This is a genomic window from Streptomyces sp. V1I1, from assembly GCF_030817355.1.
Classification (GTDB): domain Bacteria; phylum Actinomycetota; class Actinomycetes; order Streptomycetales; family Streptomycetaceae; genus Streptomyces.
In genome coordinates, this window is record NZ_JAUSZH010000001.1 from 5376139 (window position 1) to 5389376 (window position 13238).

Sequence of the window (13238 nt, forward strand, 5' to 3'; positions counted from 1 at the left end):
TCCACAGGCCCCCCACACTGTCCGACCCCGCCGATAACGTCGGGTCAGTCCAATCCGGTCGTGTGCCAACCCGCCGTGCTCGAAGGAGTCCTCGAGCGGATCACATGCGCCAATGAGGAGAACGGCTACACGGTCGCGCGGTCGATACCGGACGCGGCAGTGACCACCTCACGGTGGTCGGCTCGCTGCTCGGTGCGCAGCTGAGCGAGTCGCTGCGCATGGAGGGCCACTGGGGCTCCCACCCCCAGTACGGCAAGCAGCTCACGGTGGAGAACTACACGACGGTCCTCCCGGCCACGATCCAGGGCATACGCCGCTATCTCGGCTCGGGCCTGATCAAGGGCATCGGCCCGAGGGGCGCCGCTCTGAGGGGGGCAGCCCCCGCGCGCTCCTCCTCAGGGGTTCTGGGGGTGCAGCGCCAAGTTTCGGGAACGGGCGGGGTGGGGGAACAACCGCCCCGTGGGGGGAACTGCCGCCCCGCACCTACTTCTTCGCGCCGCCGCCCAGGATGTGCCCAACAGGTCGCCCAACCCGCCCTCGCCCTGAGCTGCCCTCGGCGCCCCGGCCTTGCCCTTTGCCGCGCTTCGTCAGGACCGCTAGCACCACCGGGATCAGCACCTCGATCGCACGGGTCACCGACTTCGCAGGGATGCCCGTCTTCTTCGAGACCGCTTCGGCCACCGGTCTGCTCATCTTGCCGAGCACCCCGGATATAAGCCCGCCGAGCCTGCCGCCCAGTGTGGCCGCGCCCTCCAGCGGTGGCTCCGAGGACGCGGCCGAGACCTCCGCGACGGCATGGCGTACCTCCTCCGCCTCCTCCGGCGCGGCCGCCTTCTCCTGCAGGCCGCCCGACATGGCCGAGACCGTCGACTCCACGACGCTCTGCGCGCCGGCCGCGTCCGTTCCGAGCAGCCCGGCGATCTCCTGGAGCTTGTCGTCGCCGAGCTCGGTCAGGACATCCCACGCGTGAGGGGCGCTGGACGACAACCGCGCGGCGGTCGACGAGGCGGCGGCCCTGGGCACGGACACGCTGGTCCTCTCCTCCGGCGGCCTTCCGGCCGGCAGCCGGGACCGGTACGCGGGGGAGCGGGGCGTACGGCTGGCGATCGAGCCGCTGCACCCGATGTACGCGGCCGACCGCTGCGTCGTCTCGACCCTGATCCAGGCTCTGCAGCTGGCGGAACGCTTCCCGCCTCGCAGGTGGGTGTGGTCGTGGACACGTACCACATCGGGTGGGACGACACGACCCCAGCGGCGGTGGCACGGGCGGGGGCCCAGGCCGTACGGCGCGATCGACATGCGCGAGTGGCGGGAGCGGGTGGAGGCGACTGGCTGGGCCGGGCCGATCGAGGTGGAGCTGTTCAACGAGGAGCTGTGGGCGCGGGACGGGGTGGAGGTGCTGAAGGAGACGGCGGGGAGGTTCGTGGCGGAGGCGTTCCTGAGTGGCTTGCCGGGGCGGTCTTGGTGCCGCGCACCCGGGGCCGGGGACACAAGTCGCGCGCCCTTGTGCAGCACTGACCCTGTGAAACGGACGCCTGCCAGAGGAGTAGGCGGGTGCGGCCCCGGCCTGTTTGAACAGGTGCGGGGACGAGCATTCGGCGTGATCTGCTCGCGGCAAGGAGTTAGTTCAGTCGAGCCAGCTCAGGGGGTCATCCGCTGGTCTGTTTTCCTGCGTGAGCGTCGTGAATGAAACCGGGAGGCCGAGTGTTGCCAGACGACCGGCAGATTGTGGCGAAAGAACCAATTGGTCACCTACTTCAACGGTTCCTGCAATGGCCACTTGGATAAAGTGTCCGGCGTCGATCAAATCCTTCAACTGGTCCAGGTGGGGGGTGATTTGTGAGACTAGGGCCGAGACCTGATCGTCCAGGTCGGGAGAACAGCGTGCATCGAATGTAAACGCCCACCATCCTGGGCCCGAGTGGACGGTTGCCCCGCTCTGGACTCCCGGAAGCCGACTGAGCCCCAATGCTTGGTCGATAGCGGATGCATCCAACTTGTCCCTTGTGATGGCCAAAGAAGTGTTGAGGGATTTCCACTCAGCCGAGACGCAGGGGTTCTCTGATTCTTTTGACATGGTCGTCACCGTTCGCTGAGGCTGGGGGTGAGGATGAGAGGGATGCCGAGGCGGGCCACGCGGCTCAGCTCTGCTGGGGAGAGGATAATCTGCGAATCGCTATCCGCGTATCCCCCGATAGTTAGCGTCACCTTGAAGTCTTCCAAAAGGAATGCCTTCAAAGTATTGGATCGAGATTCTGCTGCTGTCAGAATTGTGTCGAGCTGTTGTGAGAGGATTCTCGTGGAGTGCTCGTTGCACTGGAGTCTCCATTGCCCATCGACTTCACCCGGAGGGCCCCAGCGATCCGGCCCCGGGGGGCGAACTGCTGTCGGCTGGATATCCAGTTCCTTGGTTACTTCATCCGGGTCAAGCTCGGACCCCTTGATGATGAGAGTCACATCGGTCAGGACCCAAGCCCCACCTTGCTGGTGATCATTGTTCACTGATTTCCGCCAATCTCGATCAGGGCCTCTGTCACTTGAATTCTCGGCAGGCGGCCCAGTGAATGTTTCCCATGTCCTCTTTCAGGAGGTCGATGAGCGTTTTCCGCTGCGCTACCGTTGTTGAATTCTCGTATACAGTGAAGCCTCCAGGTCCCTTTGGTTCGGGAGGTGCAAGGGTGTAATTGGGTATTCGATCTCCGGGGCCAAAAGTCTCAACGGCTCCTCCGGGGTAGGATCCTCCTTCCACTGCAACACCGTTGAGGCCAGGGATTCGGTCGCCATGTGGAACATAGAAGGATATGTTAGTGCCTGGAGGAACGATCACCTCTCCGGCGCCGGCCTCGAAATAGCCGTGCCCTGCCAGCACCGTCTCACCGTCCGGGCGGCCTCCCTTCAAGACCCGGCTCGCGTAGTAGCGCCCGTCGTCGTCGGGCCATTTGCGTGACACGATCTCCGGATTACTCTCGACGACAGCTCTCTTTACGTCCTCGAACGAGGGAAGTTCGCCGCCTGACCCTCGGCTCGTGAGATTGTCAAGTGCTCGATGGTCGAGTTTTCCTCCGATGCCAGGCCGCATGCCGGCGCGCAGGCCGCCTCGTATGACGCCCGCACCCTTCGTGCCCAGGATCTCCGGCACGACGCGCCCCCAGAACTCCCCCGGGTCGCTTTTGAGGGCTTCCCAGGCGTTCTTCAGCGCCCGGTCCGGATTCGCCGCGGTGGAGGCGAGGCCGGCGAGCGTCATGTTGACGCCCTTGTAGTACTCGGCCGGGTGGGTCAGGTTGTACGCGTCGATCGGGTTGACCGAGCGGACGAAGTTGACCAAGCCGGCAGTGCCCTTGATGACGCCGCCGCCGAAGTGGGCGAGCTCGATGCTCTGGCCCAACCCCCAGTCCATGATCTCGAGCCTGGCCTTATCGCGGCCGGTGGGTTCCTTCGGCGCGTGCGCCATCGCCGCCGTGACCGCGCCCTTCGCGGTCTCCGCGGCCTCGTTGCGGGCGCGCCGGGCGTCGGCCAGGATCTCCTGCGCGCGGGCTCGCTTGGACTTGCCCGGATCGGAGGGGTTGCCGGGGTGCGGCAGCGGGGTGTCGCTGTTGCGGGCGGCGTCGTAGGCGTCGGCCTTCTTCTTGTACTCGGCCTTGGCCGTCTCGGTGTCCTTGTCGCCCTCCTTGTAGAGCGCGATGGCCTCACGCGCCTTTCCCTGCGCGCTGGTGATCGCCTTGGAGTACGTCTCCAGCGCCTTGGCCGCCTCCTCGAACGCGTCGGCAGCGCGCAGCCAGTCCGTGGGCAGCGTCTCGAACTTCTCCCGGAAGGCGTTCGCGGCCTCACCCTTCCAATTGCTGGAGTCGAGCTTCTTCATACCGCCGCCGACGAGGTCGAACGCCTTCTGGAAGTCCCGCAGATTCTTCACAGTGGAGGCGATCTTGTCCGGCTTGCCGTGGATCAGCTCGTTGGCCTCCTCGGTCTGGCCCAGCTGCTGCTCACCCACCTCCGCACCGAGCGAGGACGCGGTCTCGTCGCCCCAGTCCTCGACGGCCTCCGCGACGCCGTCGTGGCCGTAGTGCCGCAGGCCGTCGCCGGCCTTGTCGGTCGCCCAGTCGACGCCCTCGCCGACGAGCTCCTTGCCCTGGTCGATTCCTTTGTCGATCCCGTCGACGACCTTGTCGGTGGCCTTACCAGCGAGGTCGCCGATGACTCCGAAATCCGCCATCAGCGGCTCTCACCCCAGCGCGGCTGCTCGGCCTGGTCGATCGTCGCCTGGTCCGGATCAAGCGTCTCTTTGAGCTGCTCGTCCAGGGCATCCCGCAGCTTGGGGTCAATCGCTCCGGAGCGCTCCATCGAGTCGAGGAGCGCGTCCTCCACGTCGTAGGCCGTGTTCTGCCAGGTCTGCTTCACCTCTGCGTGCGCCTGAGAGAACGACTCGCCGCTCCAGTCCGCGTTGTCCCACGCGTGCTGGTTGCGGATCGTTTCCCAACTCATCTGCTTGACCTCGTCCTCTGAGAGGTGCGGGTTACCGTTGAGGGAATTCACGCCGATCTTGAACGAGTCCTTGACGTACTGTTCCTGCTCCGCGAACGAACCCGCCGACAGGCCAACGCCCTGGGCAAAACTGTTCCCGCGCAGGGTGAGCGCCCGGACGCCCCATTCCCACCGGTTGCAGAATGTTTCGAACTCGCCGGTCAGTCCGCTGTGTCCCAACTCCATCCCCGACAGGGCAAGATCGGAGAACCCCCGCCCGACCGAGGCCTCACCGATCATGCCGAGTTCCTTCAACTCCGCATGCGCCAGATTGATGCCGTTCGCGATCTCCACCAGCGCCCACGTCGGCGCCGCGAGGTAAGGCTCGTTCCCGCTCACTGCGTCCCCCCAATATCCACTGCCGCCGCACGGGGCACGATGCCTTCGACCGGCGGGAACAGCATGCCGTCCTCACTGCCCGCATCCAGCGCCACACCCGCCGGGACTCGAAGCATCGGCACCATCACATCCAACAGCCGCGCGCCCAGAATCGTCCGGTACGTCCACTCGCGCTCGACGTCGCCCTGTGCCTGCGCGAACCGGGACAGTGAGTTTTCGTCGGAGAACACACAGATCCACCGCACACCGTTCTGGTCGGCCGTCCACAGACTCCCGTGGGCGTCGAGCGGCACGAGAACGGCAGTACTCCGGAATTCATCGAGCAATTGCCCAAACCGCTTGCGGGCAAGGCCGAGTTCGTCGATCGGTGCGGCAGTCGGCGGAGCCTTCCGAGGTGCGGGCGGTCTTTCCGACACCGACGCTTCGGCCAACTCGACCAATCTCGAAACCCGGAGAGGCTTCGGTATGTCATCCCCGTTGTCAGTCACGCGCCGAATGCTGCCATGCGACCGTTCCTGCGAGCAACGAGGGCGTGGGGCACCAGGCGCAATCGTCGTCAGCATGCCCGCTCACTCAGACGTGCAGTTTGCCGGTCCTGGCGGCGGCCACGAATGCGAGCAAGCCGCCCGCCGAGAACACCACGGCGGGCCCGGTCACGTTCTTGTTGTCCCGCACGGGGAACGACGGCGTGGCCGCGGGCGACTTCAAGGCGCACTCCCTGCCCGCCTCCGGCTGTAGCCGGACTTGAACCACCCGATGAGCGTGGACAGTCGGGGACCGCGCGTGGCGGAGAGCGCTATTGCTCGCCGCGCACGGAGTGGATGCCGGTCCCCGTCTGATCCACGTAGTCGAGGTGCCCGCGTGAACGGCGAACGGCATGAGCGGCCCAGCGCTCGGCCGCTGCCGTGGGCGGGGCCAAGTGGCAAGCCGAGCTACGCCCTTGGCGACGGCACCGGCGACGTATCGCGGTTTGGCGGACGACGTCGAGAGCATCCAGTTCGGCATGGCGCGCGGCTTGCTCGGCCACGCCACGGGTCTGCTGGCCGACTGCCGGGTGTCGAGCGGTGGACTGCACTACCTCGCGAGTCGGCTGAGCGAGTCGCTGCGCGATGTGATGCGAGTCGCGGAGAGCAGGGGAGCGCGGCTCTAGATGGTCGGTTCGGTTTCGGACGACGAGCCGACGCTGCGCCGATCCGGCCTGACCGAAACTGTGCTTCAAAACATGGCGAGAACAACTCCCCACAACCGTGCAACCCTTTCCGCGTGACGAGGGTCGTACCTGTCATCAAGGCTCCCGGGGAGGGATCTGGGGGGATCTGGGGAGCCCTTGACGGAGGGGAACAGGAGGGGCCCGGTCGTAGGACCGGGCCTCCTCGACCGTTCCGGTCCACCCCGCAGGCCACAGGCCTCCCCGGCGCACAGCCCAGCGCAGAGTTGTCCACAGGCCACCCGCACTGTCGGACCCCGGCGGTAGCGTCGGATCATGTCCAATCTCGCAGTGGTCGAAGGGGTCCTCGAGCGGATCACATACGCCAACGAGGAGACCGGCTACACCGTCGCCCGCGTCGACACCGGCCGCGGCGGAGCCGATCTCCTCACGGTGGTCGGCTCGCTGCTCGGCGCGCAGCCGGGCGAGTCGCTGCGTATGGAGGGCCGCTGGGGCTCCCACGCCCAGTACGGCAAGCAGTTCACGGTGGAGAACTACACCACGGTCCTGCCCGCCACGATCCAGGGCATACGCCGCTATCTCGGCTCGGGCCTGATCAAGGGCATCGGCCCCAGAATCGCCGAGCGCATCGTCGAACACTTCGGGACCGACACCCTCGACATCATCGAGCAGCAGCCGAAGAAGCTCATCGAGGTCCCCGGACTCGGCCCGAAGCGGACGAAGTTGATCGGCGTCGCCTGGGAGGAGCAGAAGGCCATCAAGGAGGTCATGATCTTCCTCCAGGGCGTCGGCGTCTCGACCTCCATCGCGGTGCGCATCTACAAGAAGTACGGCGACGCCTCGATCTCGGTAGTGAAGAACCAGCCGTATCGCCTGGCCGCCGACGTCTGGGGCATCGGCTTCCTCACCGCCGACAGGATCGCCCAAGCCGTCGGCATACCGCACGACAGCCCCGAGCGGGTCAAGGCGGGCCTGCAGTACGCCCTGTCGCAGTCCAGCGACCAGGGGCACTGCTTCCTGCCCGAGGAGCGGCTCATCGCGGACGCGGTGAAGCTGCTCCAGGTCGACACCGGCCTTGTCATCGAGTGCCTCGCCGAACTCGCGGGCGAGGAGGAGGGCGTCGTACGGGAACAGGTCCCGGCCCCGGACGGTGGAGACCCCCTGACCGCCGTCTATCTGGTGCCCTTCCACCGCGCCGAAATCTCGCTCGCCGCCCAGCTGAACAGACTGCTGCGGACCGCGCAGGACCGGATGCCGGCCTTCCAGGACGTCGTCTGGGACAAGGCGCTGGCGTGGCTTGCGGAGCGTACGGGCGCGGAGTTGGCGCCCGAGCAGGAGCAGGCGGTCAAGCTGGCTCTCACCCGCAAGGTCGCCGTGCTGACCGGCGGCCCCGGCTGCGGCAAGTCGTTCACGGTCCGCTCCATCGTGGAGCTGGCCCGCGCCAAGAAGGCGAAGGTCGTGCTCGCTGCCCCCACCGGGCGCGCGGCCAAGCGGCTCGCCGAGCTCACCGGCGCGGAGGCGTCCACGGTGCACCGGCTGCTGGAGCTGAGGCCGGGCGGAGACGCGGCGTACGACCGGGACAGACCGCTGGAGGCGGACCTCGTGGTGGTCGACGAGGCGTCCATGCTCGATCTGCTGCTGGCCAACAAGCTGGTCAAGGCGGTCGCCCCCGGCGCGCATCTGTTGCTGGTGGGGGACGTGGACCAGCTGCCGAGCGTCGGCGCCGGCGAGGTGCTGCGCGATCTGCTCGCGGACGGCGGCCCGGTGCCGAATGTCCGGCTGACCCGCATCTTCCGGCAGGCTCAGCAGTCCGGTGTCGTCACCAACGCCCACCGCATCAACTCCGGCGTGCAGCCCATCACTTCCGGGCTCTCCGACTTCTTTCTCTTCGTGGAGGAGGAGACGGAGGACGCGGGAAAGCTCACGGTGGACGTGGCGGCCCGCCGGATTCCCGCAAAGTTCGGCCTGGACCCGCGGCGCGATGTGCAGGTGCTCGCGCCCATGCACCGCGGCCCGGCCGGCGCAGGCAACCTCAACGGCCTGCTCCAGCAGGCGATTACGCCCGCGCGGCCCGACCTCCCCGAAAAGCGATTCGGCGGCCGGGTCTTCCGTGTCGGCGACAAGGTCACCCAGATTCGCAACAATTACGAGAAAGGCAAGAACGGCGTCTTCAACGGCACGGTCGGCGTGGTCACCTCGCTCCAGCTGGACGATCAGCGGCTGACGGTGCTGACGGACGAGGACGAGGAGGTTCCGTACGACTTCGACGAGCTCGACGAGCTGGCACACGCGTATGCCGTCACCATCCACCGCTCGCAGGGCAGCGAATACCCCGCAGTGGTGATCCCGGTCACCACCGGAGCCTGGATGATGCTCCAGCGGAACCTCCTCTACACGGCGGTGACCCGGGCCAAGAAGCTCGTCGTGCTGGTCGGCTCCCGTAAGGCGATAGGACAGGCAGTGCGCACTGTTTCCGCGGGTAGACGCTTCACCGCGGTGGACCACCGGCTGGCCGGCGGCTGACACTGAGGGCTCCGCCGCCCGGGGGAAGCCCCCCGGCCCCGCAGGGTGGGAAACGCCACCCCGGCTTCCGGAACCTGGGCGAACGGGGCAAGATGAGCAGGTTGGCGGCACTGAGTGCCGCCGATAGGCCCAATGGTCGACCCCGAGTGCACTCTCCTCAGCCAAATGGGGGATGGTAGAGACAGTCAGGGCACCTCGAAGAAGAGGCACTACGTCGGTGAGGGATGACGTGAGCGACAACTCTGTAGTACTGCGGTACGCGGACGGTGAATACACCTACCCGGTGGTCGACAGCACCGTCGGTGACAAGGGCTTCGACATCGGGAAGCTCCGAGCCCAGACCGGTCTGGTGACCCTGGACAGTGGATACGGCAATACCGCCGCCTACAAATCCGCGGTCACCTACCTCGACGGCGAGAAGGGCATCCTGCGCTACCGCGGTTACCCCATCGAACAGCTGGCCGAGCGCTCCACCTTCCTCGAGGTGGCGTACCTGCTGATCAACGGCGAGCTTCCGACGGTCGACGAGCTTTCCAGCTTCCGGGGTGAGATCACCCAGCACACGCTGCTGCATGAGGACGTCAAGCGGTTCTACGGCGGATTCCCGCGCGACGCGCACCCGATGGCGATGCTGTCCTCCGTGGTCAGCGCACTGTCGACGTTCTACCAGGACAGCCATAACCCGTTCGACGAGAAGCAGCGCCACCTCTCCACGGTCCGGCTGCTGGCCAAGCTGCCGACGATCGCGGCGTATGCGTACAAGAAGTCGATCGGCCACCCCTTCGTCTACCCGCGCAACGACCTCGGGTACGTGGAGAACTTCCTGCGGATGACTTTCTCGGTCCCCGCCCAGGAGTACGACCTGGACCCGGTCGTGGTCTCCGCGCTCGACAAGCTGCTGATCCTGCACGCGGACCACGAGCAGAACTGCTCGACCTCCACCGTGCGTCTGGTCGGCTCCTCGCAGGCGAACATGTTCGCTTCGATCTCCGCCGGTATCAGCGCACTGTGGGGCCCGCTGCACGGTGGCGCCAACCAGTCGGTCCTGGAGATGCTCGAGGGCATCCAGGCCAACGGCGGCGACGTCGACTCCTTCATCCGCAAGGTGAAGAACAAGGAGGACGGCGTCCGTCTGATGGGCTTCGGCCACCGGGTCTACAAGAGCTTCGACCCGCGGGCGAAGATCATCAAGGCTGCGGCGCACGATGTCCTCTCGGCGCTCGGCAAGTCCGACGAGCTGCTCGACATCGCGCTGAAGCTGGAGGAGCACGCGCTCTCCGACGACTACTTCGTCTCGCGCAACCTCTACCCGAACGTGGACTTCTACACGGGCCTGATCTACCGGGCCATGGGCTTCCCGACCGAGATGTTCACCGTGCTCTTCGCGATCGGCCGGCTGCCCGGCTGGATCGCCCAGTGGCACGAGATGATCAAGGAGCCGGGTTCCCGCATCGGCCGTCCGCGCCAGATCTACACCGGTGAGGTCCTGCGCGACTTCGTCCCGGTCGAGGCCCGCTGACACCAGGACTCCGGTAGGTAGGGCGCGTCCGCGCCTCGCAACCGGTCCTGTGGCAGGCACAGACAGCGGAAAGCGCCCCGCTGCCGATCCCCCCACGGGTCGGCGGGCGGGGCGCTTCCCATATCCCCGGAGCGGATTCCCCCCACGGGATCCGGCCGGGCGTCTGCTGGCTGCAGAAGCTCCTCACGCGGTCTGCCGGGGTACGTACGCACGGGAGGGCCGCTCAAAGCTCCCCGGGCACGTGCCCCGGCCAACGCTTGCCTGGGACGTCCCCCAAGACATCCCATGAACGTCCCCCAAGACGTTCTCGGCATCGCCAATTTAGACCCGCGAGGAGCCTGAATGGTTACCCCTAAATATCTGTGATCTAGGTCTCTTTGTGAAGGTCTTGTGCCCCGCTTGTAGTCACCTGAAGGAGCGCAGACGCAGGCTGTTGGCTACCACAAATACGGACGAAAAGGCCATGGCAAAACCGGCGATCATGGGGTTGAGCAGGCCTGATGCCGCGAGAGGCAGTGCGGCGACGTTGTAGCCGAAAGCCCAGAAAATATTGCCCTTGATTGACGTCAGTGTCCGACGGGCGAGACGGATCGCGTCGGCCGCAGCCCTCAGGTCCCCCCGTACGAGCGTCAGGTCACCGGCCTCTATGGCCGCGTCCGTGCCTGTGCCCATCGCCAGACCCAGGTCGGCGGTGGCCAGGGCGGCCGCGTCATTGACCCCGTCACCCACCATGGCGACGCTGCGGCCCTGCGCCTGGAGGCGCCTGACCACATCCACCTTCTCCTCGGGCATGACCTCGGCGTACACCTCGTCGATGCCGACCTCGGCAGCGACCGCATCGGCGACCGCCTTGCTGTCGCCGGTCAGCAGCACCGGGGTGAGACCGAGGCCGCGCAGCAGCTTCACCGCCTCGGCGCTGGTGTCCTTGACCGCGTCGGCGACGGTGAGCACGCCGAGCGCCTTGCCGTCCCGGGCGGCGAAGACGGCGGTACGTCCGTCCGCCGCAGCGGCCTTCAGCGCGGGGGGCAGCTCCACCCCGACGTTCTCGAGCAGCTGCGCGCGCCCGACCACCACCTGGTGTCCGTCGACGACGCCTCGTACACCGAGGCCCGGGACGTTCTCGAAAGCCGTCGGCACGGGCAGGGCGCCGACGCGCTCCTCGGCTCCCGCTGCGACAGCGCGGGCGATGGGATGCTCCGACGCGTGCTCCATTGCGCCTGCGAAGCGCAGCAGTTCCTCCTCATCGGCGGTTTCGGAGACGAACACACCCTGAAGGCTCATCCGGCCCGTGGTGACCGTCCCCGTCTTGTCCAGGACGACGGTGTCGACCCGGCGGGTCGACTCGAGGACCTCGGGGCCCTTGATGAGGATGCCGAGCTGGGCGCCGCGGCCGGTGCCGACCATGAGGGCGGTCGGCGTCGCCAGGCCGAGCGCGCAGGGGCAGGCGATGATCAGTACGGCGACGGCGGCGGTGAAGGCCGCGGTCGCGTCCGAGGTGGTCAGCAGCCAGCCGGCCAGGGTGCCGAGGGCGATCACCAGGACGACGGGTACGAAGACGGCCGAGATCCGGTCGGCGAGGCGCTGCACATCGGCCTTGCCGTTCTGGGCGTCCTCGACCAGCCGGGCGATCCGGGCGAGTTGGGTGTCCGCGCCGACCCGGGTGGCCTCGACGACGAGACGGCCGGCGGTGTTGACGCAGCCGCCGGTGACCGGGTCGTCCGCGGCCACATCCAGCGGCACCGACTCGCCGGTCAGCATCGAGGCGTCGACGGCGGAGGCGCCCTCGATGACCGTGCCGTCGGTGGCGATCTTCTCTCCAGGGCGTACGACGAACCGGTCACCGACCGCGAGCCGGCCGACCGGAATTCGTACCTCCGTACCGTCGCGCAGCACGGCGACGTCCTTGGCGCCCAGCTCCATCAGGGCGCGCAGGGCCGCCCCCGCCTTCCGCTTGGAGCGGGCCTCCAGATGGCGGCCGAGGAGAAGGAAGGTGGTGACGCCCGCGGCGACTTCGAGATAGATCGTCGAGGAGGCGTCGGTGCGCGAGACGGTGAGGTCGAAGCCGTGCCGCATGCCGGGCATGCCCGCGTGGCCCAGGAACAGGGCCCAGAGCGACCAGCCGAAGGCGGCGAGCGTGCCGACGGAGATGAGGGTGTCCATGGTGGCCGCGCCGTGCCGGAGATTGGTCCAGGCGGCCCGGTGGAAGGGGAGCGCGCCCCAGACGACGACGGGGGCGGCGAGGGTGAGGGAGAGCCACTGCCAGTTGTCGAACTGGAGGGCGGGGATCATCGCCATGAGGACGACGGGTATCGCGAGCAGGGCTGAGACGGTGAGGCGCTGGCGGAGGGCGGCGGACTCCGGGTCGACGTGTGCCACGGGGGCCGTGGGAGCGGCGTCGGAGGTCGCGTCGGAGGTCGCGCCGGGAGCGGGGTCCGGCTCGGGCTCGGGCGGCGGGGGCTGCTCGGCCGTGTAGCCGGTCTTGACGACGGTGGCGATGAGGTCGGCGATCTCAAGCCGGTGCGGGTAGGAGACCTTCGCCTTCTCGGTCGCGTAGTTGACCGTGGCGCTGACGCCGTCCATGCGGTTGAGCTTCTTCTCGACGCGGGCGGCGCAGGACGCGCAGGTCATCCCGCCGATGGTGAGCTCGATCTGGGAGGTTTCCACGTTCAGGACTCCATCTCCACAACGGGCGCCGCCGGGCCGTACTTGACCAGTGTGGGACTGGTCGGGCACGGCCCGGCGGGAGGGCATTGCAGTAGCGGGCGCTCGGTGCCCGGTGCTGGGCGCGCCGCGGTGCTGGGCGCAGGGTGCCCGGTGCCGGCGCTGGGTGCCCGGTCTCAGGCCTGGCCGACGAGTTCGTATCCGGCCTCGTCCACGGCCTCGCGCACGGCCGTCTCATCGAGCGGGGCATCGGAGACCACCGTCACCTGGCCACTTGCGGCGACCGCCTTCACGGAAGTGACGCCCGGCAGCTCGGAGAGCTCGCTGGTGACGGCGCCCTCGCAGTGGCCACAGGTCATGCCGGTGACCTGGTAGACCGTGGTGACGCCACCGATCCGGACGTCGGCCGCGCCGTCGTGACAGGAGCCGGTGGACGAGCAGCAGGAGCCGGTCGCCTGGGCGCTCTCGGTCTTCGTCTCGGCGGTCATGGCGTTCTCCTCTTCGAGGGTG

At 67.5% G+C, this 13238-nt stretch carries 12 protein-coding genes and 2 pseudogenes; 5 read left to right on the top strand and 9 right to left on the bottom strand.

All coding sequences use genetic code 11. The annotated features are described in order from the left end of the window. Window positions 1–60 precede the first annotated feature (60 nt). Window positions 61–353, top strand: a pseudogene (locus tag QFZ67_RS25445) (ATP-dependent RecD-like DNA helicase); the annotation flags it as partial. 130 nt (window positions 354–483) lie between these two features. On the opposite strand, the gene QFZ67_RS25450 reads toward QFZ67_RS25445, so the two are convergent. Continuing rightward, window positions 484–1029: a DUF937 domain-containing protein gene (locus QFZ67_RS25450; protein WP_307665959.1), complete on the bottom strand. Its 546-nt coding sequence runs from the start codon at window positions 1027–1029 to the stop codon at window positions 484–486. On the opposite strand from QFZ67_RS25450, the pseudogene QFZ67_RS25455 reads away from it, so the two are divergent. Next, window positions 974–1426 (top strand): annotated as a pseudogene (locus QFZ67_RS25455) (sugar phosphate isomerase/epimerase family protein); the annotation flags it as partial. The gene QFZ67_RS25450 and the pseudogene QFZ67_RS25455 overlap by 56 nt on opposite strands. 201 nt (window positions 1427–1627) lie before the next feature. Here the strand turns inward: QFZ67_RS25455 and QFZ67_RS25460 are convergent. The 6 genes from QFZ67_RS25460 to QFZ67_RS25485 form a co-directional block, all read right to left on the bottom strand. After that, complete coding sequence (locus QFZ67_RS25460) at window positions 1628–2077, bottom strand: DUF4279 domain-containing protein (protein WP_307663388.1); 450 nt, start codon at window positions 2075–2077, stop codon at window positions 1628–1630. Between the two features lie 5 nt (window positions 2078–2082). Next, a complete protein-coding gene (locus QFZ67_RS25465; RefSeq protein ID WP_307663389.1) occupies window positions 2083–2502 on the bottom strand; it encodes a DUF4279 domain-containing protein in 420 nt (139 codons plus the stop codon). 31 nt (window positions 2503–2533) lie between these two features. Further along, window positions 2534–4210: a putative T7SS-secreted protein gene (locus QFZ67_RS25470; protein WP_307663390.1), complete on the bottom strand. Its 1677-nt coding sequence runs from the start codon at window positions 4208–4210 to the stop codon at window positions 2534–2536. Continuing rightward, window positions 4210–4857, bottom strand: coding sequence for a hypothetical protein (locus QFZ67_RS25475; RefSeq protein ID WP_307663391.1), 648 nt, complete (start codon window positions 4855–4857; stop codon window positions 4210–4212). The genes QFZ67_RS25470 and QFZ67_RS25475 overlap by 1 nt, the downstream gene beginning before the upstream one ends. Beyond that, a complete protein-coding gene (locus QFZ67_RS25480; protein WP_307663392.1) occupies window positions 4854–5345 on the bottom strand; it encodes an SseB family protein in 492 nt (163 codons plus the stop codon). The genes QFZ67_RS25475 and QFZ67_RS25480 overlap by 4 nt, the downstream gene beginning before the upstream one ends. 85 nt (window positions 5346–5430) lie before the next feature. Next, a complete protein-coding gene (locus tag QFZ67_RS25485) occupies window positions 5431–5565 on the bottom strand; it encodes a DUF397 domain-containing protein (protein ID WP_307663393.1) in 135 nt (44 codons plus the stop codon). 232 nt (window positions 5566–5797) lie between these two features. Between QFZ67_RS25485 and QFZ67_RS25490 the strand changes: the two genes are divergently transcribed. From QFZ67_RS25490 to QFZ67_RS25500, 3 genes are all read left to right on the top strand, one after another. Continuing rightward, a complete protein-coding gene (locus tag QFZ67_RS25490) occupies window positions 5798–6007 on the top strand; it encodes a hypothetical protein (protein WP_307663394.1) in 210 nt (69 codons plus the stop codon). A 333-nt stretch (window positions 6008–6340) separates the two neighbouring features. Next, window positions 6341–8548, top strand: a complete 2208-nt coding sequence (locus QFZ67_RS25495; protein ID WP_307663395.1) for an ATP-dependent RecD-like DNA helicase — start codon at window positions 6341–6343, stop codon at window positions 8546–8548. A gap of 229 nt (window positions 8549–8777) precedes the next feature. Beyond that, window positions 8778–10067, top strand: a complete 1290-nt coding sequence (locus QFZ67_RS25500; RefSeq protein ID WP_307663396.1) for a citrate synthase — start codon at window positions 8778–8780, stop codon at window positions 10065–10067. A 405-nt stretch (window positions 10068–10472) separates the two neighbouring features. On the opposite strand, the gene QFZ67_RS25505 is transcribed toward QFZ67_RS25500, so the two are convergent. Both QFZ67_RS25505 and QFZ67_RS25510 read right to left on the bottom strand, forming a co-directional pair. Then, the gene (locus QFZ67_RS25505) at window positions 10473–12731 is read right to left on the bottom strand and encodes a cation-translocating P-type ATPase (RefSeq protein WP_307663397.1); all 2259 of its coding nucleotides are present in this window, start codon (window positions 12729–12731) and stop codon (window positions 10473–10475) included. Between the two features lie 173 nt (window positions 12732–12904). Next, the gene (locus QFZ67_RS25510) at window positions 12905–13216 is read right to left on the bottom strand and encodes a heavy-metal-associated domain-containing protein (protein ID WP_307663398.1); all 312 of its coding nucleotides are present in this window, start codon (window positions 13214–13216) and stop codon (window positions 12905–12907) included. Between the last annotated feature and the right edge of the window lie 22 nt (window positions 13217–13238).

What these genes read in the sequence shown, in the direction of transcription:
- QFZ67_RS25460 (WP_307663388.1), bottom strand. Translation starts at nt 2,077, where the DNA reads ATGTCAAAAGAATCAGAGAACCCCTGCGTCTCGGCTGAGTGGAAATCC.
- QFZ67_RS25470 (WP_307663390.1), bottom strand. Translation starts at nt 4,210, where the DNA reads ATGGCGGATTTCGGAGTCATCGGCGACCTCGCTGGTAAGGCCACCGAC.
- QFZ67_RS25495 (WP_307663395.1), top strand. Translation starts at nt 6,341, where the DNA reads ATGTCCAATCTCGCAGTGGTCGAAGGGGTCCTCGAGCGGATCACATAC.
- QFZ67_RS25510 (WP_307663398.1), bottom strand. Translation starts at nt 13,216, where the DNA reads ATGACCGCCGAGACGAAGACCGAGAGCGCCCAGGCGACCGGCTCCTGC.